Source organism: Streptomyces sp. NPDC001231 (assembly GCF_042896885.1).
Classification (GTDB): Bacteria; Actinomycetota; Actinomycetes; order Streptomycetales; family Streptomycetaceae; genus Streptomyces.
The window spans coordinates 107,717-129,857 of record NZ_JBIAXS010000015.1; the positions used below are offsets into that span (position 1 = coordinate 107,717).

A 22,141-nucleotide genomic window follows, 5' to 3' on the forward strand; every position below is an offset into this window, starting at 1 on the left:
GGCTGCCTGCCTCATCAGGTCATCCAGCCGGGGACCTCCGGGTGTTCGACCCGGCAGACCAGGGCGTCCTTCTCGACGTCCGCCACGATCGTGTCACCGGGGTCGGCCGAGTCGCTCAGCAGCAGGGAGGCGATGCGGTTGTCGAGTTCGGCCTGGATGGTGCGGCGCAGCGGACGGGCGCCGAACTCGGGCTGGTGGCCGTGGGCGACCAGCAGCCGCTTCGCGGCGTCGGTGACCTCCAGTTCCAGGCCCTGGGCGCGCACCCGCCGGCGGCTGTGGTCCAGCAGCAGGTCCAGGATCCGGTCGAGGTCCTCCTCGCTCAGGCCGTGGAAGATGATGATGTCGTCGATGCGGTTGAGGAACTCGGGCAGGAACCTTCCGCGCAGGTCCTCCATCAGCTGGTCCTTGATGGCGGCGACGTTCCCGTGGTGGGCGAGGATCCGCTGGGCGCCGATGTTGGAGGTCATGATGACCACGGTGTTGCGGAAGTCGACGGTACGGCCCTGGGCGTCGGTGAGCCGGCCGTCGTCGAGGACCTGGAGCAGGGTGTTGAAGACGTCCGGGTGGGCCTTCTCCACCTCGTCGAAGAGCAGCACGCTGTAGGGCTGGCGGCGCACCTTCTCGGTGAGCTGGCCGGCCTCCTCGTGGCCGACGTAGCCGGGCGGGGCCCCGACGAGCCGGGAGACGGTGTGCTTCTCCTGGAACTCGCTCATGTCGAAGCGGACCATCCGGTTCTCGTCGCCGAACAGCAACTCGGCGAGTGCCTTGGCCAGTTCGGTCTTGCCGACGCCGGTGGGGCCGAGGAACAGGAAGGAGCCCACGGGCCGGTTGGGGTCGCCCATGCCGGCGCGGCTGCGGCGCACCGCCTGCGCGATCGCGGTGACGGCCTCGTCCTGGCCGACGACCCGGGAGTGCAGCGCCTCCTCCAGCTTCAGCAGCCGTGCCTTCTCGCTCTCGGTCAGCTGGGAGACGGGGATGCCGGTGCGCCGGGACAGTACGTCGGCGATGTCGTCGACGGTCACCTCCAGCACGCCCTCGCGGCGCTCGACCAGGCCCTCCAGCTCCGTCTCCACCTCGGCGATCCGGTCCTTGAGCCCGGAGGCCCGTTCGAAGTCCTCGGCGGCGACGGCCTGGTCCTTCTCGCGGCGCAGCTTGGCCAGCCGGTCCTCGCGCTCGATGACCTCGGTGGACCGGCCCAGGGACCGCAGGCGCACCCGGGCGCCGGCCTGGTCGACCAGGTCGATGGCCTTGTCGGGCAGGAACCGGTCGGTGACGTAGCGGTCCGACAGCTCCGCCGCGGCGACGAGGGCGTCGTCGCTGTAGCGGACCTGGTGGTGGGCCTCGTAGGAGTCGCGCAGACCCTCCAGGATCTGCACGGTCTCCTCGACACTCGGCTCGGGCACCATGACGGGCTGGAAGCGGCGCTCCAGGGCGGCGTCCTTCTCCACGTACCGCCGGTACTCGTCGAGGGTAGTGGCTCCGACGACGTGCAGCTCACCGCGGGCGAGGGCCGGTTTGAGGATGTTGCCCGCGTCCATGGAGCCCTCGCCGGTGGCTCCGGCGCCGACGACGGTGTGCAGTTCGTCCAGGAACAGGATCGTCGACTCGGAGGCCGCCTTGACCTCGTCGATGACGTTCTTCAGCCGCTCCTCGAACTGCCCCCGGTACTGGGCGCCCGCCACCAGTCCGGTGAGGTCCAGGGCGACCACTCGCTTGTTCTCCAGGGTCTTCGGCACGTCCCCGTTGACGATCCGCTGGGCCAGCCCCTCGACGATGGCGGTCTTGCCGACGCCCGGCTCGCCGATCAGGACGGGGTTGTTCTTCGTGCGGCGGGAGAGGACCTCGACGGTCTGCTCGATCTCCATGGCCCGCCCCACCACCGGGTCCAGCTTCGCGGCCCTCGCCTCCTCGGTCAGGTCGCGCCCGTACTGGTCCAGGGTCGGGGTATCGCTCGGGGGCTCGGTCCCGCCGGGCGCGGTGTCGGGGCGGGACGCCGTGTCGGCGCTGCGGCGCAGCTGGTCCGCCTCGATGCCGTGGGCGCTCAGGGCACGCGCAGCCGCGGCGCCCGGGGTGTCCAGCAGCGCGCCGAGGATGTGCTCGGGGCCGATGTACGACACTCCGGCCGCGCGGGAGTGCTCGTAGGCGCGCAGCAGCACCCGCTTGGCGGCCGGGGTCAGTCCGGGCTGCGCGGAGGGGGTGCCGCTCTCGCCGGGCAGCGCCTCGGCGAGGGCCGCGCCGAGCCGGTCCGGGTCGGCTCCGGCCTGGGCGAGCAGACCGCGGGCCGGCTCCACCTGGGTGCACGCCCAGAGCAGGTGCTCGGTGTCCAGGTCGGAGCTGCCGTCCTCGGCCGCCCGCCCGGTGGCCTGGTTGATCAGCTCGCGCGCGGAGTCGGTCAGCAGCCGTCCGATCGGCACACGCTGCACCTGCGGGGGCGCCGCGCCCGGCGTCATGCCGAAGAAGCGGTTGAGGATCTCGGAGAACGGGTCCGGGCCGCCGAAGGAGGCGCCGAAGGGGGACATCGTCATGATCGCCGTCCGGAACGTGGGCAATGAGTCACCTTCCAGCCCAACCCGCCGAATGGAGTACCGCAACGCGGCCTACGCCGGTCCGGTGCCGGAGGCGGCTCTCCCCGGAGCCGGGCCACGTCCCGCGGCTCTCCCCGGAGCCGGGCCGCGTCCGGCAGACTCCTGGCATGGAGACCGCCGCGCACCTTCACGCACTGGACCGCCACGGCACCCTGCTGGCGGCCGCCGCCGAGCAGGCGGGGCCCGACGCCGCGGTGCCGACCTGCCCGGGGTGGCGGGTACGGGACCTGCTGCGGCACACGGGCGTGGTGCACCGGTGGGCCGCCGGCATCGTCGCCGACGCCCGCACGTCACCGCGCCCGATGGGCGATCCGCCGGATCTGGACGGCGCCGCGCTGGTGGCCTGGTACCGGGCCGGTCACCGCCTGCTCGTCGAGACGCTGGCCGCGGCGCCCGCCGACGTGGAGTGCTGGACGTTCCACCCGGCGCCGTCCCCGTCCCCGCTGGCTTTCTGGACCCGGCGGCAGGCACACGAGACGGCGGTCCACCGCCACGATGCCGAGGCCGCGCGCGGCGGCACCCCGGACACGCTCGGCACGGCCTTCGCCGTGGACGGCATCGACGAGCTGCTGCGCGGCTTCCACGCCCGCTCCCGCAGCCGGGTCCGCAGCCGCGAACCGCGGGTCCTGCGGGTGCGCGCCACGGACGCGGACGCGGTGTGGACCGTGCGCCTGTCCGGCGAACCACCGGTCACCACCCGGACCGCGTCCACCGCCTGCGACATCGAACTCTCGGGCCCGGCTGACCAGTTGTACCTCGCCCTGTGGAACCGCGTCCCGGTGCCGAACGTGACGGGAGACCGCTCCCTCGCCGCGCTGTGGCAGGAGACGTCGGGCATCGTCTGAGCCTCGCCGCGCCGCTCTTGCCCGCCGGGCACACGGCTGTTTGACTCCCGCCATGAAGGCTCACGGGGGACGGCGGAGTCAGGCCGAGCGGGACGCGATGACCGTCGAGATCATGTACGCGCTGTGCAGCGCGACGTTCGCGGCGGCGGTGGTGTTCGGGGCCGTGGCCGGCCCGGTGCTGCTGTTCGACCTGCCGCGGGTCGTCTCCACGGTGCTCCTGTGGGCCGGCCTGGTGCTCGCGCCGGTCGTCTTCACCGTCCGGGTCGTCGGCGTGCTGATGCGTTTCCGGCAGGCTTCTCAGCCCAGCCAGCCCGGTCGCACCAGGCCCGACTCGTAGGCCAGGACGACCAGTTGGGCGCGGTCGCGGGCGCCGAGCTTCACCATGGTGCGGCTGACGTGGGTCTTGGCGGTGAGGGGGCTGACGACCAGCCGGCGGGCGATCTCCTCGTTGGACAGGCCGATGCCGACCAGGGCCATCACCTCGCGTTCGCGTTCGGTGAGCCGCGCGAGGGCGTCGGCGGCCGCCGGTTCCTTGGAGCGGGCGGCGAACTCGGCGATCAGGCGGCGCGTCACTCCGGGGGACAGCAGGGCGTCGCCGCCGACCACCGCCCGTACCGCGCGCAGGAGTTCGTCGGGTTCGGTGTCCTTGACCAGGAAGCCGGAGGCGCCCGAGCGGATCGCCTCGAAGACGTACTCGTCGAGTTCGAAGGTGGTGAGCATGACCACCTTGACGTCGTTCAGCCGCGGCTCGCCGGTGATGCGGCGGGTCGCTGCCAGTCCGTCGAGCAGCGGCATGCGTATGTCCATGAGCACCACGTCGGGGCTCAGGTCGCGCACCTTGCGCAGCGCCTCCTCCCCGTCCGCGGCCTCCCCGGCGACCTCGATGTCCGGCTGGGCGTCGAGCAGCGCCTTGAAGCCGGCCCGCACCAGCGACTGGTCGTCGGCCAGCAGTACCCGGATCACCGGTTCTCCTCCTCGGTCGTCAGGGGCAGTACGGCGAGCACCCGCCAGCCGCCGTCGGGGCGCGCTCCCGCGTCGATGGTGCCACCGAGGGCGGCGGCACGCTCACGCATCCCGGCCAGGCCGTTGCCGCCGCCGCCGGCGTCCGCCCCGGTCGCGGGCCCGTCGTCGTCGATGCGCAGCCGCAGCGCGCGGCGGTCGTGGTCGAGACGGACGCGTGCGTGCCGTGACCCCGAGTGGCGTACGACGTTGGTGAGCGCCTCCTGGACGATACGGAAGGCGGCGAGGTCCGTGCCGGGCGGCAGCCGGGGTGGCGCCCCGTGGACCTCGACGGTGAGGCCGGCGGTCGCCGCCTGGTCCACCAGCTCGGACAGCCGGCCGAGGCCGGGTGCGGGGGCACGCGGGGCGTCGCCGGGGGTGCGCAGGGTGTCGAGCACCTGACGCACCTCCCCCAGCGCCTCCTTGCTGGCGGCCTTGATGGTGGTCAGCGCCGTACGCGCCTGCTCAGGGTCGGTGTCGAGCAGGGCCAGGCCGACGCCCGCCTGGACGTTGATGACGGAGATGCTGTGGGCGAGGACGTCGTGCAGTTCACGGGCGATCCGCAGCCGTTCCTCGTCGGCCCGCCGCCGGGCGGCCTGGGCGCGCTCGGCGCGTTCCTTGACCCACTGCTCGCGGCGCACACGGGCCAGCTCCGAGACCGCGACGACGGCCACCACCCAGGTGGCGATGGCCAGTTCCTGCCCCCAGGAGGAGGCGGTGTCACCGGGGGGCGGCAGCCACCGGTACAGCCAGAGCGCGATCAGCGCGTGCCCGGCCCACAGCAGGCCCACCGACGCCCACGCGGCCCTGCGGTGCCCGGCGACGACGGCGCTGAAGCAGCTGACGGCGACGGCCAGGAACACGGGTCCGTACGGGTATCCGAAGGCGTAGTAGACGAGGGTGGTCGCCGCAGTGCCGAACACCACGAACGCCGGATACCGCTTGCGCCACAGCAGCAGCCCCGAGGTCACGAGGAGCAGCGCGAGCCCGTAGGCGTCCAGGGGCTCCCGGTGGCCGTGCTGGTTGCGGGCCGAGAAGTGCGTGCCGACGAGCGCGAAGGCGGTGAACAGCGCGGTGGAGAGCCATGGCCAGTGACGGCGGGGCGCCTCCTCCTCGTAGGCGCGGTGCCACCACGGGGGGCCGTGCCGCCACCACTGCGGCGGGCCGCCCCGGCGTACGCGCTGCTCCGTCATGACCGCCACGCTAGACGGCCGACGCCACCGGGGGCGTCAGCCGGGCGAGGTGATCACACGTACTTCCCGGGGAGTACGCGTCGCGGACGCCGGGACGCGCGCGCCCTCGCGGGTGCGCGGCCGGTGACGGCGGCGGTCAGGTTCCCAGGCCGATCCCGTGCGCGAGCCGGACCACCGCGTGCCGGAAGAACGGCTCGCGGTCCTCCACCACCCGGTTGAACTGTCCGAACAGCTCGAACCCGACCAGCCCGAAGAGCTGCGCCCACGCGGCGACGAGCGCGGCCCCCACCTCGGGCGGCAGACCGGGCGCGAGGTCCGCGGTCATCCGCTCGGCCTCGCCCCGCAGCTCGGCGGGGAGCGGCGGCCCGGTCAATCCGTGGCGCTCGTGGGCCTCGCGCACGATGCCGATGAGGACCAGACCGACGCGGGCCGCGGCCGGGACGGTCGTCATCGGGGCGGTGTAGCCGGGCACGGGGGAGCCGTAGATGAGGGCGTACTCGTGCGGGTGCGTGAGCGCCCACCCGCGCACCGCCTCGCACACGGCGGTCCAGCGGGCCAGGGGCTCGGCGCCGGACACGTCCGCGTTCGCGGCCTCCGCGGCCTCGCCCACGGAGTCGTAGGCGTCGATGATGAGCGCGGTCAGCAGGTCGTCACGGCTCGGGAAGTACCGGTACAGCGCGGAGGAGACCATACCGAGTTCGCGGGCCACGGCACGCAGCGAGAGTTTCGCGGCGCCCTCGGCCGCGAGCTGTCTGCGGGCCTCGTCCTTGATCGCCGCGGTGATCTCCGTCCTGGCCCGGGCGCGGGCTCCCTGTGCGGTGCTCATGCGGACCAGTGTTCCATGAGTTAAGAGCACTGCACACAAAAAAGAGCAGTGCTCTTGCTTTGGATCACCGATCCACCCCACACTGTTCGTGGAGCGAGAGCACTGCTCTCCCGAACCCGTGGGGGTCGTCATGTCTTCTTCTTCATCCTCCTCGTCGCCGTACTACCTCAAGGGCAGCCCGATGGCCGTCCGCCTCAACGGCGTCATCGGCTGGCTGGCCCGCCACGGGCTGAGCCTCGCGGGCTCGGCCGAGCTGTCGGTCCGCGGTCGCAAGAGCGGCGAACCGCAGCGCATTCCGGTCAACCCGCACACGTACGAGGGCGGGCGGTACCTCGTCTCGGCGCGCGGCCACTCCCAGTGGGTGCGCAACATGCGCGCGGCGGGCGGCGGGGAACTGCGCGTCGGGCGCAAGGTCCGCGAGTTCACCGCGGTGGAGCTGCCCGACGCGGAGAAGCTCCCGATCCTGCGCACCTACCTGGAGAGGTGGGGCTGGCAGGTCGACGGGTACTTCAAGGGCGTGACGGCGAAGTCCTCCGACGAGGAGATCACCGCGTCCGCCCCCGACCACCCGGTCTTCCGCATCACGGTCAGGAACTGACCGGGTCCTCGGCCGCGGGCGGGGCCGGCCGCCGGTCCAGCGCGGTCAGGGCGCGGTGGGCCATGGGATGGGTGCGGACGATCTCGCCGAGCGAGGTGGAGCCCCGCGTGATGTCCTTGAACGCCTTCCAGGCGGGCCGGAAGCCGGTCAGGACGGCGTGGAAGATCCCCGGCCGGCGCTCGAAGACCGCGAGCATCCGCTTGCCGACGGCCATCTCCACGCCCAGACCCGCCTTGATCGCGAACGCGTAGTTCAGGGCCTGCCGCCGTGTGTCCACCGCGTCGTGTGCCTCGGCGACGCGCACCGCCCACTCCCCCGCGAGCCGCCCGGACCTGAGCGCGAAGGAGATGCCCTCGCGCGTCCACGGCTCGAGGAGTCCGGCCGCGTCCCCGCACACCAGCACCCGCCCGCGCGAGAGCGGCGAGTCCTCCGCGCGACAGCGGGTCAGATGCCCCGAGGAAATGCTCGGTTCGAACCCCGCCAGGCCCAGCCGGGCGATGAAGTCCTCCAAGTACCGCTTGGTGGCGGCGCCTTCGCCGCGCGCCGAGATCACCCCGACGGTCAGCGTGTCCGCCTTGGGAAAGACCCAGCCGTAACTGCCGGGCATCGGGCCCCAGTCGATGAGCACCCTCCCGCGCCAGTCCTCGGCGACGGTCTCGGGCACCGGGATCTCCGCCTCCAGGCCGAGGTCCACCTGGTCCAGCTTCACCCCGACATGCGCTCCTATCCGGCCGGCGCTGCCGTCGGCGCCGACCACCGCGCGCGCGAGCACCGTCTCACCGCCCTGGAGCACCACGGCGACCGTACGCCGGTCCGGCACCGCCGAACCGTGCTGCTCGACCCGGGAGACCGCGGCGCCGGTCCGCAGCTGGGCGCCCGCCTTCTGCGCGTGCTCGACCAACTGCTGGTCGAACTCGGGCCGGTTGATCAGCCCGAACAGCATCTGCTTGGAGCGGCGGGTGCGGGTGAAGCGGCCGTTGTGGGAGAAGGTCACCGCGTGCACGCGGTCCTTCAGCGGGAGCTCGAAGCCGGGCGGCAGCGAGTCGCGCGAGGGGCCGATGATCCCGCCGCCGCACGTCTTGTACCGGGGCAGCTCCGCCTTCTCCAGCAACAGCACGCGCCGCCCCGCGACCGCCGCCGCGTAGGCGGCCGAGGCCCCCGCGGGTCCCGCGCCCACCACGACGACGTCCCACACCTGCTGCACGTCGTCCGCCGAAGAGTTCTCGCTGCTCACGATGGTCTACCGCTCCCGATCCAAGCCGCCTGCCGCTGCTGTCTCCCGCATCCTACGGCGGCCCCGGCAGTGGGCCGCTGTGGGAGGATCAGCAGCGTACGTGCCCCGTACACCGGGTCGCGCCTACGCTGACACGATCATCCGGAATACAGAAGTGCTCGCAAGTATCACTCTGGGTACTCACGAGTGCGCCTTCGCACCTACAAGGAGCGTGCCCATGTCGTCGAATCCGGTCGCCGAGACCGTCGCCTCCCTCATGCCCAGGGCGCGGGCGGAACTCGCCGAGCTGGTGGCCTTCCAGTCGGTGGCGGACTTCGACCAGTACCCGAAGAGCGAGAGCGAGGGCGCCGCGAACTGGATCGCCGACGCGCTGCGCGCCGAGGGCTTCACGGACGTGGCCCTGCTCGACACCCCGGACGGCACCCAGTCGGTGTACGGCTACCTGCCCGGCCCGGAGAGCGCGAAGACGGTCCTGCTCTACGCCCACTACGACGTGCAGCCGCCGCTGGACGAGGCCGGCTGGACCAGCCCGCCCTTCGAGCTGACCGAGCGCGACGGCCGCTGGTACGGGCGCGGCGCCGCCGACTGCAAGGGCGGCCTCATCATGCACCTGCTCGCCCTGCGCGCCCTGAAGGCCGACGGCGGCGTCCCGGTCAACGTCAAGGTGATAGCCGAAGGCTCCGAGGAACAGGGCACCGGCGGCCTGGAGCGCTACGCCGAGGAGCACCCCGAACTCCTGACGGCCGACACCATCGTGATCGGCGACACCGGCAACTTCCGCGTCGATCTGCCCACCGTCACCAGCACCCTGCGCGGCATGACCCTGGTCCGAATCCAGGTCGACACCCTCGAAGGCAACCTGCACTCCGGCCAGTTCGGCGGTGCCGCCCCGGACGCGCTCGCCGCGCTGATCCGAGTCCTGGACTCGCTGCGCGCCGAGGACGGCTCGACGACCGTCGACGGCCTGTCCGGCGACTCCGTCTGGGACGGCCTGGCCTACGAGGAGGAGCAGTTCCGCAAGGACGCCAAGGTGCTGGAGGGCGTGGAGCTGATCGGCTCCGGCACGGTCGCCGACCGCATCTGGGCCCGCCCGGCCGTCACCGTGCTCGGCATCGACTGCCCGCCGGTCGTCGGCGCCACCCCGTCCGTGCAGGCCGGCGCCCGCGCCCTGGTCAGCCTGCGGGTGCCGCCGGGCGTCGACGCGGGCGAGGCGACCAAGCTGCTCCAGGCCCACCTGGAGGCCCACACGCCGTGGGGCGCCCGGGTGCGCACCGAGCAGATCGGCCAGGGCCAGGCCTTCCGTGCCGACACCACCAGCCCGGCCTACCGGGCGATGGCCGACGCGATGGCGGTCGCCTACCCCGGTCAGGACATGCAGTACGCCGGTCAGGGCGGCTCCATCCCGCTGTGCAACACCCTCGCCGCGCTCTACCCGCAGGCCGAGATCCTGCTGATCGGCCTGAGCGAGCCGGAGGCACAGATCCACGCCCTGAACGAGAGCGTCTCCCCCGAGGAGCTGGAGCGCCTGTCGGTGGCGGAGGCCCTGTTCCTGCGCAACTACGCGGCGGGCTGACCCTCGCTCCGTCCGCGGCCCAGGTCCTTCGCCGTACGGCGGGATCCTGGACCGCGGACGCACTCACGACGGCCTCGGCGTTCAACTCCCGTGCCACGATGTGCCGCTCCCGAGGCAAAAGGGGCCGACGAGCGCCCGGCGTCCGGCTGAGGATGGGATCATGACCCTCTCCACCCGCATCGCGGCGCACACCGACGTCGCGACCACCCTCTCGCTCCTCAGCGACGGCGAACTCGCTGAACTCCTGGCGGGCGGCAAGCCGTTCGGCACCGGGATCGGCGGCCGTTCCGCGATCGTCGACGTGGACGGCCGACAGGTCTTCGTCAAGTACGTGCGCCTGACCGACGTCGAACGGCACACCGACCACCTGCGGTCGACCGCGAACCTCTTCGACCTGCCGCCCTACTTCCACTACGGCATCGGCAGCCCCGGACTCGGCGCGTGGCGGGAGCTCGCCGCGCACCGCATGACGACGAACTGGGTGTTCTCCGGTCGCTTCCCCGGCTTCCCCCTGCTGCACCACTGGCGGGCGCTGCCCGACACGCCCGGACCGCTGCCGGAACTGCTGGCCGACGTGGAGCGGACCGTCGCCTACTGGGGCGGCGCCCCGCAGGTGGAGCACCGCATCGAGGCCCTGCGCACGGCCACCGCGAGCCTGGTCCTGTTCCTCGAGTACGTGCCGTACACCGTGGACGACTGGTACGCCGCCCGGCTGCGCGGCGACGCGGCGGACAGCGCGTGCGAGTTCGTCGAAGCCGGCCTTGAGGCCCTCACCGCATTCCTGCACGAGCACCGGCTGCTGCACCTGGACGCGCATTTCCACAACATCCTCACCGACGGCACCCGGCTGTACCTCTCCGACTTCGGTCTCGCGCTGAGCGACCGGTTCCGGCTCACCGTGCGGGAGCGCGAGTTCTTCGGCCGGCACCGCGGCTACGACCGCGCCTACACCGTCACGCACCTGGTGAACTGGCTGGTCAACGCCCTGTACACATACGACCTGGAGGAACGCCGGGCCTTCGTCCGCGCCTGCGCCGAAGGCGCGCGGCCCGAGGGCGTCCCGGCGGCGGCCGCGGCGCTGCTGACCCGTCACGCGCCGATCGCCGCGCGCCTGAACGCCTTCCACGACCGCCTGCGCAAGGAGAGCAGGCTGACCCCCTATCCGTACGAGGAACTGCAAGGAGTCGGCGACAGCCTCACGCATTCGGTGCATTCCATGCGTTCCGCTTAGGCACGGGCGTCAGCCGACCGGGACGCCGGCCTCCAGGTACACCGCCGCCCCGCGCTCGCGGGCCCGCAGCGCCCAGCGCAGCCGGGCGTAGCGGACGGGTGGGAGCAGGTCGGCGGCCTCCCGCTCGGTGACGAAGCGGCAGGCGCGCAGTTCGGGTCCGGGCAGCAGCAGGCGCCGGGCCGCCGCTGAGTCCAGCCGGCCGCCGTCGAAGAGGAAGCGCAGACCGCCGAAGGCGGGGGGCGCGGGCGGCTCCCAGTCGACGACGAGCAGCCGGGGCACGTCGTCCAGCCGCACCCCCGTCTCCTCGGCGACCTCGCGCATTCCCGCACGGGCCGGTGCCTCGCCGGGTTCGACGACACCGCCGGGGAACTCCCAGCCGGGCTTGTAGGTGGGGTCGACGAGCAGCACGCGGTCCCGTTCGTCGAACAGGAGCACCCCGGAGGCGACCGTCTCAGCCGTGGGCTCCGGGGTCTGCACGATGTCGCAGACGGGCACGGCACCGCTGCTGACGGCCTCGACGACGCGGACGGCCGTCTCGTGCGGGGTGAGGGCGCTGGTGTCGACGGGGTGGGCGTCGGCGGTGAGCCAGGAGGCCAGCGCGGTCCGGTAGGGCTCGATGTGGTCGTAGGCCCACTGGCGGATGCGTATCTCGCCGTCGGGCAGGTCGGGCGGGACCTCCCGGTGGGCTATCCGCTCCCGCAGGATCGTTTCGGCCGGGGCGAGGAGTACGTGCCGCACGGCGATGCGGCGGGCGGCGAGCCCACCGAAGATCTCGTCGCGGTGCTCCTGGCGCAGCAGGGTCATGGGCACCACGAGGGTTCCGCCCAGCTCGGCGAGCATCGCGGCCGCCGTGTCGATCACCATGCGCCGCCAGATCGGCAGATCCTGGTAGTCGCCGACCTCGGCGAGGTGTTTGGGCGGCAGCAGATACGTCAGCGCACCGCCGATGACCTCGGGGTCGAAGAGCGTACTGTTCGGGATCAGTTCGATCAGTTCCCGTGCGGTGGTCGTCTTCCCCGCACCGAAAGCGCCGTTGATCCAGACGATCACGGGTCCCCCTCTGCTGTCGGCCCCCTGTGGCTTGCCCGCTCCACCCTGCCACGGAAACCAGCCCCAGTTGAGGGCTGCCCACAGGACGGCGCCGGTACCCCCGCGACGGGGGCGCCGGCGCCGCGCCGGGCCGACGGACGTCAGCCGTGGTGACGCCCGGGCGCCTCGTCGTTCGTCGTGAGGCCTTCCTGATCGACGACCTGGTCGACGGTGCCCACGATGTCCTTCACGCTCCGGTCACCGAGCCGGTCGTGGTCGACTGCGTGCGACGGAGTGACGGCGGCCACGACGAATCCGGTGGCCAGGGACGCGAGGGCGAGCATGCTGCGCTTCTTCATGCTCGGCTCAACTGCGCCGACCGACCGCGGGTCACGCTCGTGCACCCGACGGGAGCACTCACCCCTTCGTCGACCCCAGCGTCAGTCCCGCGATGAAGTGGCGTTGCAGGAGCAGGAAGACCACGATCGTCGGAAGGGCCACCAGGACCGATCCGGCCGCCAGCAGGTTGTAGTCCGTAAAAAACTGTCCGCGCAGGTTGTTCAGGGAGGAGGTGATCGGGAGCTTGCCGGGGTCGGAGATGAAGATCAGGGCCCAGAGGAAGTCGTTGTAGACCCAGGTGAACTCGAGGGTGGCCAGGGCCGCGAGGGCCGGGCGGCACAGCGGCAGCGTGATGCGCCAGAACCGGGTCCACACGCCGGCGCCGTCGACGATCGCCGCCTCCAGGATCTCCTGGGGCAGCGTGCGCATGAAGTTGGCCAGCACGAAGACGCAGAAGCCCAGCTGGAAGCCGATGTTGACGACGATGACGGCCCAGTAGGAGTCGTACATCGTCAGTGAGTCGGACATCCACCACGGCAACGGGATCCTGTTGAACAGGACGTAGAGGGGCGTGACGATCACCTGCTGCGGGAGCAGGTTGCCCGCCGTGAAGAACATCAGCAGGACGAGGCCGCCGCGCAGTCTCAGGCGCGAGACCGCGAACGCCACGAACGCCGCCAGGAACAGCGTGACGACCACCGCGGGCACCGCGATGATCAGCGTGTTGACGAAGTACCCGCCCATGCCGGACTCGGTGTAGGCCTGGCGGTAGTACGCGAAGGACAGATGGCTGGGCCAGGAGAAGTAGCCGTTCTGCGCCGTGTCCTGGTAGGGGCGCAGGGAGGCGTAGACGGCGAGCAGCAGCGGGGCGACGAACGCCAGCGACACCGCCGCCAGGAAGATCTGCACGCCCCAGCGGCCCCGCCGCCGGGGCCCCGCCGGCGGTGCGGGCGTCGGCGCCGGGCGGTGTACGGACGCGGTGGTGCGGATGGCTGCCGTCATCGGTCGCGGGCCCCTCGCAGCTCTTGGACCAGGAACGTCACGATGCCCCCCAGGGACACGGTGAGCAGGACCACGGCGATGGCGGAGCCGAAGCCGATGCGGCTCGCCTCGCCGATGATGTTGTCTGTGATCAGCACCGACAGCAGTTCCAGGCCGTTGCGGCCCTTGTTGACCGCGTAGACGATGTCGAAGGCGCGCAGCGCCTCGATGACCGTGATGACGCCGACCACGACGTTCACCGGGCGCAGGGTCGGCAGGACCACGCGGAAGAACGTCTGGCGTTCGTTCGCCCCGTCGATCGCCGCCGCCTCCTTCAGCGCCGGGTCGACGGACTTCAGGCCGGCCAGGTACAGGATCATGACGTAGCCGACGTGCCGCCAGCTCGCCGCGATCATCATCATCCAGATGTTGATGCGGGAGTCGCCGAGCCAGTCGACGGGGTCGGTGTGGTTGCCGAGGAGGGTGTTGACCGCGCCCTGGTCGGTGCCCAGCAGCAGTTGGGCGATGAAGCCGACGATGGCCAGGGAGAGCACCACCGGCAGGTAGAGCACGGACTGGTAGAAGCGGCTGAAGCGGACTCCCCGGTCGATGAGGACGGCCAGGAACAGTCCGAACGGCGTCGCGATCAGTCCGAGGAAGAGCAGCCAGAGGACGTTGTGGCGGACCGCGGGCCAGAACGGCGGGTAGTTCTCCGCGAGGTTCCGGTAGTTCTCGCCGCCGGCCCAGTGGATGTCCCCGATGCCGTCCCAGGAGGTGAAGGACAGTCCGATGGAGGCCAGCGTCGGACCCCAGACGATGGCGACGTCGAGCAGCACCGGTATGCCGAGCAGCACGACGAGGACGGCGAGGTCGCGGCCGGTGAACCGGCGCAGCCGTGGCCGTCCGGCGCGCCGCGGGGAGGTGAGCGCCACGGAAGATGTCCCCCCAGTGATCAGCCGACGGGCTGCGAGAAGATGGTCTTCTTCTGCCGTTCGATGCTGTTGCACAGCCCGTCGACGTCCTTCGGGTCGCCGATGAAGTCCTGGATCGCCTGGATCATCACGGTGGAGGCGAAGTCGGGGCGGGTGTCGCGGTCAAGGAACTGCGAGATCTGCCGGGCGCCGGAGACGAGTTCGGCGGACTTCTTCTGCAGGGCGCTGTACTTGGAGGTGTCGGCGCCGGAGTTGACGGCCACGTTGTTCGGGTCGTACTGGAGGTAGATGTCCTCGGCCTTCGGTGTGCCGAGCCACTTGAGCAGGTCCTTGGCGGCGGCGACGTTCTTGGACTTCTTCGCTACGAGGAAGCCGTCGATGGGCGCCTCCACGGCGTCCTGGCCGTACTGCGGGTCGATCTCGGGGAACGCGAAGAAGTCGATGTCGTCGCGCTCGTTGTCCGGGAACTGGCTGCCGGGGTGCGGCATGCCGAAGACGGCCATGCCCGTCCTGCGCTGCTGAAGGCTCTGCCCGGCCTCCTCCCAGGTCCGGCCGAGGGCGCCCTTCTGGTAGTACGGCATGAGTTCGCGCCAGGTGTCGAAGACCTTCTTCACCCGGCTGTCGGTCCACGCCTCCTGGCCCGCCATCAGGGACTTGTGGAAGTCGTATCCGTTCAGGCGCAGGTTGATGTAGTCGAAGGTGCCCATGGCGGGCCAGCCGTCCTTGTCGCTGAAGGCGACCGGGGTGCCGTCCTTGGACATCTGCTTGGCCAGCGCGATGAACTGGTCCCAGGTCTTGGGCTGTTGGTAGCCCTTCTGCCGGAACAGGCTCGTCCGGTGGAAGACGGCCCACGGATAGTAGTAGTACGGCACGAAGAACTGCCGGCCGTCGTGCGTCGACTGCGCCTTGAGGGCGTCGGAGAACCCGGAGAAGGACGACCACACGTCGCTGATGTCGGTCAGCAGCCCCTTCTCCGCGAAGTACTGCATGCGGTACCCGGCGAACCACATGAAGACGTCGTCGGGCCGGCCCTGGAGATACCGGTTGATGTTCTCCTGGAAGTCGTTGTGGTCCTTGGTGTTGACCTTGACCTTCTTGCCGGACTGCTTCCGGTAGGCGTCGAACGCCGCCGCGTACGCCTTCTTCGGTACCGCGTCCGAGGCGTTCGACCCGACGCTTACCTCGTTCTTGCCTCCACCGGGTCCGGAACCGCAGGCGGACAGCAGGGCGGGAAGTGTGACCATGCCCGCTCCGACGGCCGCACCCCGCAGAACATTGCGCCGGGAGATCGGATGTCCTGCTTCATCTGTCGGCGGGATGAGTCGGTTGAACGATGACTGCGCCATATCCCCCTCCTCGGGGTGCACCCAACACAACCGAACGAGAGGGTTGGATCTCACCGCCAACCAGCCATGGAGTCAAGGGTTCTGACGGGATATCGAACAACCGTTACCGCTTCTCTTCCAACAGAGTCCGACAGCTCCTACCATAACCGCGCACCGATGACGCGGACATGATGTCATCCCATCTTTCGCGAGTTCGGAGGAGCGTTCTCATGCGTCACCCGCACACGCGCACCGCCCGCCGCACAGTGGTCGGGGCTCTGGCCGCAGGACTGCTGTGCACCACGGGACTCGCCGTCCCGGCCGTCGCCGCGCCCGCCGCAGCGGCCCCCGCTCGGTTCTCCGTCACGCCCACGCGGTCCGACGGGCTCGCCCTCACCCCTCCGATGGGCTTCAACAACTGGAACTCCACGCACTGCCGGGCCGAGTTCGACGAGTCCATGGTCAAGGGCATCGCCGACCTCTTCGTCGCCAAGGGGCTGAAGGACGCCGGGTACCAGTACGTCAACCTCGACGACTGCTGGGCCCTGCCCGCCCGCGACGCGAACGGCAAGCTCGTGCCCGACCCGGTCCGGTTCCCGGACGGCATCAAGGCTGTCGCGGACTACGTGCACGCCAAGGGACTCAAGCTGGGCATCTACACCAGCGCCGGCACCAAGACGTGCAACAGCGCCGGATTCCCCGGCGCGCTCGGCCACGAGTACAGCGACGCCCAGCAGTTCGCCGACTGGGGCGTGGACTACCTCAAGTACGACAACTGCAACAACCAGGGAGTGGACGCCAGGCTGCGGTACACCACCATGCGGGACGCGCTGAAGGCGACCGGCCGGCCCATCGTCTACAGCCTCTGCGAATGGGGCGAGAACAAGCCCTGGGAATGGGCCTCCGACGTCGGGCACCTGTGGCGCACGACCGGTGACATCAGCGACAGCTGGGGCTCGATGCTGTCGATCCTGAAGCAGAACCTGCCGCTCGCCCCGTACGCCGGTCCGGGCCACTGGAACGACCCCGACATGCTGGAGGTCGGCAACGGCGGCATGACGGACACCGAGTACCGCACCCACTTCTCGATGTGGTCCGTGATGGCCGCGCCCCTCCTCATCGGCTCGGACCTGCGCAAGGCCTCCGGGGCGACCTTCGACATCCTGGCCAACAAGGAGGTCATCGCCGTCGACCAGGACCCGCTGGGCAAGCAAGGCGCCGTCGTCTCCTCCGAGGGCGGGCGCTGGGTCGTGGCCAAGGAGATGAAGGACGGCAGCCGCGCCGTCGCCCTGTTCAACGAGACCGGCAGCCCGCAGCGCGTCGCCACCTCCGCGCGGGCCGTGGGGCTGCCCGACGCCGCCGCCTACACCCTGCGCGATCTGTGGCGGCACCGCTCCTACAACACCGCGGGCACGATCTCGGCGACCGTTCCGGCCCACGGCACCGTCCTGGTCCGGGTCTTCCCCGACCGCCGCTGGGCCGCGAACCCGCCCGCCGTCGAACTCGGCCTGGACGGCGCCCCGTTGCTGGAGGCGGGCAAGCCGGCGACGCTGACCACGACCGTCACCGACCTGGGCCGTACGCCGGCCACGCAGGTCTCCGTGTCCCTGACCGGCCCCGAGGGCTGGACGGTACGGCCCGAGTCCGCGACCCACGCCGGGTCGGTACCGACGGGCAAGGCGCTGCGCACCCGCTGGACGGTCACCGCACCGGCCGGAACGCCGACGGGGTCGTACGACCTGACGCTTCAGGCGAGTCACCGCTCCCCCGGCGGCGCCCGCGCCGACAGCGCCCTGGCCTTCGCCGCCGGCGTGGTGGTGCGGCCGCCCGCCGGGACGTCGTACCTCAGTGACCTTCCCTGGCTCTCGGCCACCAACGGCTACGGCCCGGTGGAACGCGACACCAGCAACGGCGAGAGCGCCGCCGGTGACGGTCACCCGATCACCCTCGGCGGGGTCGTGTACGCCAAGGGGCTCGGCGTCCACGCGGAGAGCGCCGTCGAGTTCTACACCGGCGGGACCTGCCGGACGGTCACCGCCGACGTCGGCGTCGACGACGAGAAGAACGGCAAGGGCACGGTCGCGTTCGAGATCTGGGCGGACGGCAGGAAGGCCGCCGCCACCGGGGTCCTCACCAACTCGATGGGCGCGCGGCCCCTGTCGGCCGACGTGACCGGCGCGCAGGTGGTCCGCCTCGTCGTCACGGACGGCGGCGACGGCATCGACTCCGACCACGCGGACTGGGCGGACGCCCGCCTGATGTGCTGAGCCGGCCGAGGAGGCGTTCCCCGGCGAAACACGCGCCGGGAGCGCCTCCTCGCACGCGTCCGGCTCTCAGAGGGGGCCGAGGTCACCCAGCGGGTCCTCGTGCGCGTCCGGCCGCTTCCGCCCCAGGAAGAGCACCAGCGAGGCGGCGACGGCCACCAGCCCCGGCACCACGCTGAGCGGGCCCGGTCCCAGCGCCCACCAGCACACGACGAACAGCGGCGGCGAAACGGCGACCGCCACCAACGCGATGCGCTGGGTGACCCCGGCCGACCAGGCCGTCCGCAGCAGGCTCGGGTTCGCCCGCCACTGCAGGACCATGCCGAGCACGACCAGGGATGTCGTCACGACGCAGGTCGGCAGGCCGATGCGCGGGAGCTTCTGCCACTCCACCCCGGAGCTCGGTTCGAGCATCAGCGCGCCTTGGACGAGCACCCCGGCGCCGATCAGGGCGAAGGCTCCACCGAACGTCCGGACGAGCCTGATGTCGCGTGACGTTCTCGGCCGCCATGGCCGACCGTTCAGCCGGAACCTCTGCCGTGTCGCCCCGCGACAGTCGAAGGCCAGTGCGCCGCCGAACACGACGGCCACGACTCCCCACACCAGCAGGAAGAGCGCCAGGGCGTTTCCGCCCCCGGCCGGACTCTGCTGCGCCACCACCAGTCCCCCTCCGGCTTCCGACGCGCACGGCTCACATCATGGACCGCGGCCGCCGTTTCAGACCCCGGCCGCCGTCACGCCCGTTCGCGCCGCGAGCGCTGCCGCCGCCGCTCCCACCAGACCGGCGTCCGTGCCCATCTGGGCCGGGGCGACCGTCAGACGCCGCACGAAGGAGAGGGTGGCGTAGTCGGCCAGGGCACGGCGCAGCGGGGCGAGGAGCACCTCCCCCGCCTTGGCCACTCCCCCTCCGATCACCGCGATGTCGATCTCGACCAGGGTCGCGGTGGCGGCGATGCCCGCGGCCAGGGCGCGGGCGGCGCGGGCGAAGGAGGCCATGGCGACCGGGTCCCCGGCGCGGGCGGCGGCGGCCACCGCGGCGGCCGAGGTGTCGCCGTCGGGGCCCGGGCGCCAGCCGTCGTCCAGGGCCCGGCGGGCGATGTTCGGGCCGCTCGCGATGCGCTCCACGCAGCCCCGCGAACCGCATGGGCACGGGTCGCCGTCGAGGTCGACGCTGATGTGGCCGATGTGGCCGGAGTTGCCGGTCGGGCCGGGGTGCAGCCGCCCGTCGAGGACCAGGCCGCCGCCGACGCCGGTGGAGACGACCATGCACAGCGCGTTGTCGTGTCCGCGGGCGGCACCCTGCCAGTGCTCGGCCGCCGCGATCGCCACACCGTCGCCGATCAGCTCCACGGGCAGGCCGCCGGCCGCGGCACGGGCCCGCTCGACCAGCGGGTAGCCCCGCCAGCCGGGCACGTTGACCGGACTGACCGTGCCCGCGGAGGCGTCCACCGGGCCCGCGCTGCCGATACCCAGGACCGTGGCACGCCCCCACAGCGGCGACGCTCCCAGCTCACCGAGCACCTCCGCCACGGCCCGCATCACGGTGTCCCCGTCCTCCTGCGCGGGCGTCGGGCGCTGCGCGCGCACCAGGATTCCGCCGCGGCCGTCCACCAGCGCTCCGGCGATCTTGGTGCCGCCGATGTCCAGCGCTGCCACGAGGTCGGTGTGCATCAGAGTCAGATCTCCCCGTCAACCATGAGAAAACCAAGAGGTGGGCGCAGTCCGGTATCGCTGTGGGGGGCACGGTCCGGAGTATGCGATGGACAGTCTCTCGCGCATATGACAACGTTGTCCAGGTTCTATGCTCGACGCCACATCCTCATACGAACCCATGGACCGACGCATCCCCGTGGACGCGATTCGTCCCCGTGGACGACAGGACAGGACGCCGCACCGTGCCCGAGACCGCCCGTCGAGCAGACCGCCCCGCAGACCACCCGCACCGTGCCTCCGGGAACCGCTACGGCAGCCGTCCGACCATGAAGGACGTGGCGGCACGCGCGGGCGTCGGCTTGAAGACCGTCTCCCGCGTGGTCAACGGCGAGCCCGGGGTCACCCCGGACACGGAGCGGCGCGTCCAGGACGCCATCGCGGCCCTGGGCTTCCGCCGCAACGACAGCGCGCGGGTGCTGCGCAAGGGCCGTACATCGAGCGTGGGCCTGGTCCTGGAAGACCTCGCCGACCCGTTCTACGGGCCGCTGAGCCGCGCGGTGGAGGAGGTGGCCCGCGCCCACGGCGCCCTGCTCATCAACGGCTCCAGCGCGGAGGACCCGGAGCGCGAGCAGGAACTGGCGCTGGCACTGTGCGCACGGCGGGTGGACGGGCTGGTCGTGATCCCAGCCGGTGACGACCACCGGTATCTGGAGCCGGAGATCAAGGCGGGCGTCGCGACCGTGTTCGTGGACCGTCCGGCCGGGAACATCGAAGCCGACGTCGTGCTGTCGGACAACTTCGGCGGCGCCCGCGACGGCGTCGCCCACCTGATCGCCCACGGCCACCGCCGGATCGGCTTCATCGGCGACATGCCCCGCATCCACACGGCCGCCGAGCGTCTGCGCGGCTACCGGGCGGCGATGGAGGACGCGGGCATACCGGTCGAGGAGTCCTGGATGTCGCTGGGCGTCACGGACCCGGAGCGGGTGCGCCGCGCCGCCGAGACGATGCTGTCCGGGCCCGATCCGGTCACCGCTGTGTTCGCGGGCAACAACCGGGTGACCGTCACCGTGATCCGCGTGCTGGCCGAGCAGGCGCGCCGGGTCGCCCTCGTCGGCTTCGACGACATCGAACTGGCCGATCTGCTCCAGCCGGGCGTCACCGTCGTCGCCCAGGACGCGGCGGCCCTCGGCCGGACCGCCGCCGAGCGTCTCTTCCGCCAGCTGGACGGCACCCTCCTCGCCCCGGAACGCATCGAGATCCCGACCCGGCTGGTCACCCGCGGCTCGGGCGAACTGCCACCGTCGGACTGAACGGCTGTCACCCACCACGCGGCCGGCGGACCACGCCACGCCGGCCCACCCGCGCCCCCTGGCAGAGGCCCGCCCCCGACCCGGCCGGACGAGTCCGGACACCCGCCCGAACCCAGTCACTCCTGTCGACGGCGCGGCCGCACACCGGCCGCACCGTCCGCTCCCTGGCCAAGGCCCCGTGCATGCTCCGCCCGGCCGGCCGGTCCGGGCACCGGCCTCTCCCGACATGCGACCACACACCGGTCACACCACGCGCCCCTGACCGACGCCCTGCGCACATCCCCTGCCCCGGCCGGACGAGTCCGGACACCCGCTTCCCCCGACATGCGACCGCACATCGGCCACACCGCACGCATCCTGGGCACCGTCCTACGCACATCCCCAGCCCCGGCCGAGCAATCCGGACACCCGCCGACGTGCAACCACTCACCGGCCGCACCACGCGCCCCCTCACCAAGGCCCCGCGCACACCACGGAGCCCGACACCACGAGTCCGGGCTCCGTACGAGCCCGGCTCCACCGCATGCCTCGACGGCTGTCCGTACGACGGCCGGGCGCCATCGCCCTCGTCCCCGGCTCGATGCCCGGCTCGGTGAAGGCCGGCCGGCTCGCGGGCATCGACCGCAGCGAGGAGGAGGGGCAACAACGCGTCCAGCCGCCGCGTGACCGGCAGGTGGTTCACGAAGCGCACGCCGCAGCCCAGGGCGGCCGGGCCGCCGTCCGACGTGCCGGCGCCAGCCGGGGCACCACCCGGCCCGTTCGCCCGCACCCGGCGTGCGGCATGGAGTCGGTGGGCGGCCGGGCGCTCCCCGGCACGTACGTACGCGCCGACCGGCGGGGACTTCGGCGTGCGGGCGCCGCCGTACCCCGACGGCGCCCGTGCAGGCGGACGGTTCCGACCCATCTGCTCGTGGGGCCGACCCCGTTACGGGCTGTCCGGGAGGCACCCGAGCGATTCTGCGCGCGGCAGGGCCGAACCTGCGGCCGAGCGCGGGGGCCTGGCGGACCCGCCGACTGTGCGCGCGGGACAGGTGGGACACGCGGCTGGACACCCGCACCAAGTGGAGCACGCGGAATCGGGGCGGCGCCGAAACACGCACGGGGGCGGGGGCCCGGGGGGGGGGGGCCCCCCCCCCCCCCCCCGGGGGGGGCCCCCCCCCCCCGCCCCGCGGGCGTGAGGGGGCCGCGGGGCGGGGCGGGGGTCGCCACCCCGGCGGGGCG

Annotated in this window: 19 protein-coding genes; 7 read left to right on the top strand and 12 right to left on the bottom strand. The window is 72.0% G+C overall.

The window, feature by feature from the left end:
- Positions 1-14 precede the first annotated feature (14 nt).
- Positions 15-2,525, bottom strand: a complete 2,511-nt coding sequence (locus ACFY3J_RS19880; protein ID WP_390841407.1) for an ATP-dependent Clp protease ATP-binding subunit — start codon at positions 2,523-2,525, stop codon at positions 15-17.
- Positions 2,526-2,692: 167 nt separating this feature from the next.
- Here ACFY3J_RS19880 and ACFY3J_RS19885 point away from each other — a divergent pair, with 167 nt between their 5' ends.
- Both ACFY3J_RS19885 and ACFY3J_RS19890 read left to right on the top strand, forming a co-directional pair.
- A complete protein-coding gene (locus tag ACFY3J_RS19885; protein ID WP_390841377.1) occupies positions 2,693-3,430 on the top strand; it encodes a maleylpyruvate isomerase family mycothiol-dependent enzyme in 738 nt (245 codons plus the stop codon).
- Positions 3,431-3,482: 52 nt separating this feature from the next.
- The gene (locus tag ACFY3J_RS19890) at positions 3,483-3,767 is read left to right on the top strand and encodes a DUF6332 family protein (RefSeq protein ID WP_384180724.1); all 285 of its coding nucleotides are present in this window, start codon (positions 3,483-3,485) and stop codon (positions 3,765-3,767) included.
- Here the strand turns inward: ACFY3J_RS19890 and ACFY3J_RS19895 are convergent.
- The 3 genes from ACFY3J_RS19895 to ACFY3J_RS19905 all read right to left on the bottom strand — a co-directional run bounded on the left by ACFY3J_RS19895 (position 3,728) and on the right by ACFY3J_RS19905 (position 6,448).
- A complete protein-coding gene (locus ACFY3J_RS19895) occupies positions 3,728-4,393 on the bottom strand; it encodes a response regulator (RefSeq protein ID WP_384180726.1) in 666 nt (221 codons plus the stop codon). The genes ACFY3J_RS19890 and ACFY3J_RS19895 overlap by 40 nt on opposite strands.
- Complete coding sequence (locus ACFY3J_RS19900; protein ID WP_390841378.1) at positions 4,390-5,622, bottom strand: sensor histidine kinase; 1,233 nt, start codon at positions 5,620-5,622, stop codon at positions 4,390-4,392. The genes ACFY3J_RS19895 and ACFY3J_RS19900 overlap by 4 nt, the downstream gene beginning before the upstream one ends.
- A gap of 136 nt (positions 5,623-5,758) precedes the next feature.
- On the bottom strand, positions 5,759-6,448 hold the full coding sequence (locus tag ACFY3J_RS19905) for a TetR/AcrR family transcriptional regulator (RefSeq protein ID WP_390841379.1): 690 nt from the start codon (positions 6,446-6,448) through the stop codon (positions 5,759-5,761).
- A 130-nt stretch (positions 6,449-6,578) separates the two neighbouring features.
- On the opposite strand from ACFY3J_RS19905, the gene ACFY3J_RS19910 reads away from it, so the two are divergent.
- Positions 6,579-7,046 (top strand): nitroreductase family deazaflavin-dependent oxidoreductase, encoded by a 468-nt coding sequence (locus ACFY3J_RS19910; RefSeq protein ID WP_384180732.1) that lies wholly within the window; start codon positions 6,579-6,581, stop codon positions 7,044-7,046.
- Here the strand turns inward: ACFY3J_RS19910 and ACFY3J_RS19915 are convergent.
- A complete protein-coding gene (locus tag ACFY3J_RS19915) occupies positions 7,036-8,280 on the bottom strand; it encodes a geranylgeranyl reductase family protein (protein WP_384180734.1) in 1,245 nt (414 codons plus the stop codon). The two genes, ACFY3J_RS19910 and ACFY3J_RS19915, sit on opposite strands and share 11 nt — an antisense overlap.
- 217 nt (positions 8,281-8,497) lie before the next feature.
- Between ACFY3J_RS19915 and ACFY3J_RS19920 the strand changes: the two genes are divergently transcribed.
- Positions 8,498-9,853 carry a dipeptidase gene (locus ACFY3J_RS19920; RefSeq protein WP_390841380.1) on the top strand — a complete coding sequence of 452 codons (1,356 nt, stop codon included), beginning with the start codon at positions 8,498-8,500 and terminating at the stop codon, positions 9,851-9,853.
- A gap of 160 nt (positions 9,854-10,013) precedes the next feature.
- A complete protein-coding gene (locus tag ACFY3J_RS19925; RefSeq protein ID WP_390841381.1) occupies positions 10,014-11,084 on the top strand; it encodes a protein kinase family protein in 1,071 nt (356 codons plus the stop codon).
- 9 nt (positions 11,085-11,093) lie between these two features.
- Here the strand turns inward: ACFY3J_RS19925 and ACFY3J_RS19930 are convergent, their stop codons facing one another.
- The 5 genes from ACFY3J_RS19930 to ACFY3J_RS19950 all read right to left on the bottom strand — a co-directional run bounded on the left by ACFY3J_RS19930 (position 11,094) and on the right by ACFY3J_RS19950 (position 15,654).
- Positions 11,094-12,134 (bottom strand): NUDIX domain-containing protein, encoded by a 1,041-nt coding sequence (locus ACFY3J_RS19930; protein ID WP_384180740.1) that lies wholly within the window; start codon positions 12,132-12,134, stop codon positions 11,094-11,096.
- 140 nt (positions 12,135-12,274) lie between these two features.
- Positions 12,275-12,472 carry a hypothetical protein gene (locus tag ACFY3J_RS19935; RefSeq protein WP_384180742.1) on the bottom strand — a complete coding sequence of 66 codons (198 nt, stop codon included), beginning with the start codon at positions 12,470-12,472 and terminating at the stop codon, positions 12,275-12,277.
- A gap of 58 nt (positions 12,473-12,530) precedes the next feature.
- Positions 12,531-13,454 (bottom strand): carbohydrate ABC transporter permease, encoded by a 924-nt coding sequence (locus ACFY3J_RS19940; RefSeq protein ID WP_384180744.1) that lies wholly within the window; start codon positions 13,452-13,454, stop codon positions 12,531-12,533.
- Entirely contained in the window at positions 13,451-14,365 is a 915-nt protein-coding gene (locus tag ACFY3J_RS19945) for a carbohydrate ABC transporter permease (RefSeq protein WP_384180746.1), read from the bottom strand. The genes ACFY3J_RS19940 and ACFY3J_RS19945 overlap by 4 nt, the downstream gene beginning before the upstream one ends.
- A gap of 20 nt (positions 14,366-14,385) precedes the next feature.
- Entirely contained in the window at positions 14,386-15,654 is a 1,269-nt protein-coding gene (locus ACFY3J_RS19950; RefSeq protein ID WP_384180919.1) for an ABC transporter substrate-binding protein, read from the bottom strand.
- A gap of 266 nt (positions 15,655-15,920) precedes the next feature.
- Between ACFY3J_RS19950 and ACFY3J_RS19955 the strand changes: the two genes are divergently transcribed.
- Positions 15,921-17,957: an NPCBM/NEW2 domain-containing protein gene (locus tag ACFY3J_RS19955; RefSeq protein ID WP_384180748.1), complete on the top strand. Its 2,037-nt coding sequence runs from the start codon at positions 15,921-15,923 to the stop codon at positions 17,955-17,957.
- A gap of 66 nt (positions 17,958-18,023) precedes the next feature.
- On the opposite strand, the gene ACFY3J_RS19960 is transcribed toward ACFY3J_RS19955, so the two are convergent.
- Together ACFY3J_RS19960 and ACFY3J_RS19965 are read right to left on the bottom strand one after the other, a co-directional pair.
- Positions 18,024-18,611 carry a hypothetical protein gene (locus ACFY3J_RS19960; protein ID WP_384180750.1) on the bottom strand — a complete coding sequence of 196 codons (588 nt, stop codon included), beginning with the start codon at positions 18,609-18,611 and terminating at the stop codon, positions 18,024-18,026.
- 60 nt (positions 18,612-18,671) lie between these two features.
- The gene (locus tag ACFY3J_RS19965) at positions 18,672-19,625 is read right to left on the bottom strand and encodes an ROK family protein (RefSeq protein WP_384180752.1); all 954 of its coding nucleotides are present in this window, start codon (positions 19,623-19,625) and stop codon (positions 18,672-18,674) included.
- A gap of 224 nt (positions 19,626-19,849) precedes the next feature.
- Here ACFY3J_RS19965 and ACFY3J_RS19970 point away from each other — a divergent pair, with 224 nt between their 5' ends.
- Entirely contained in the window at positions 19,850-20,920 is a 1,071-nt protein-coding gene (locus ACFY3J_RS19970; RefSeq protein ID WP_384180754.1) for a LacI family DNA-binding transcriptional regulator, read from the top strand.
- The last annotated feature ends 1,221 nt before the right edge of the window (positions 20,921-22,141 follow it).

Coding starts and splice junctions, on each gene's coding strand:
- ACFY3J_RS19905 (WP_390841379.1), bottom strand. CDS start 6,448: ATGAGCACCGCACAGGGAGCCCGCGCCCGGGCCAGGACGGAGATCACC.
- ACFY3J_RS19885 (WP_390841377.1), top strand. CDS start 2,693: ATGGAGACCGCCGCGCACCTTCACGCACTGGACCGCCACGGCACCCTG.
- ACFY3J_RS19965 (WP_384180752.1), bottom strand. CDS start 19,625: ATGCACACCGACCTCGTGGCAGCGCTGGACATCGGCGGCACCAAGATC.
- ACFY3J_RS19920 (WP_390841380.1), top strand. CDS start 8,498: ATGTCGTCGAATCCGGTCGCCGAGACCGTCGCCTCCCTCATGCCCAGG.
- ACFY3J_RS19900 (WP_390841378.1), bottom strand. CDS start 5,622: ATGACGGAGCAGCGCGTACGCCGGGGCGGCCCGCCGCAGTGGTGGCGG.
- ACFY3J_RS19955 (WP_384180748.1), top strand. CDS start 15,921: ATGCGTCACCCGCACACGCGCACCGCCCGCCGCACAGTGGTCGGGGCT.
- ACFY3J_RS19935 (WP_384180742.1), bottom strand. CDS start 12,472: ATGAAGAAGCGCAGCATGCTCGCCCTCGCGTCCCTGGCCACCGGATTC.
- ACFY3J_RS19925 (WP_390841381.1), top strand. CDS start 10,014: ATGACCCTCTCCACCCGCATCGCGGCGCACACCGACGTCGCGACCACC.
- ACFY3J_RS19880 (WP_390841407.1), bottom strand. CDS start 2,525: ATGACGATGTCCCCCTTCGGCGCCTCCTTCGGCGGCCCGGACCCGTTC.
- ACFY3J_RS19890 (WP_384180724.1), top strand. CDS start 3,483: ATGAAGGCTCACGGGGGACGGCGGAGTCAGGCCGAGCGGGACGCGATG.
- ACFY3J_RS19910 (WP_384180732.1), top strand. CDS start 6,579: ATGTCTTCTTCTTCATCCTCCTCGTCGCCGTACTACCTCAAGGGCAGC.
- ACFY3J_RS19940 (WP_384180744.1), bottom strand. CDS start 13,454: ATGACGGCAGCCATCCGCACCACCGCGTCCGTACACCGCCCGGCGCCG.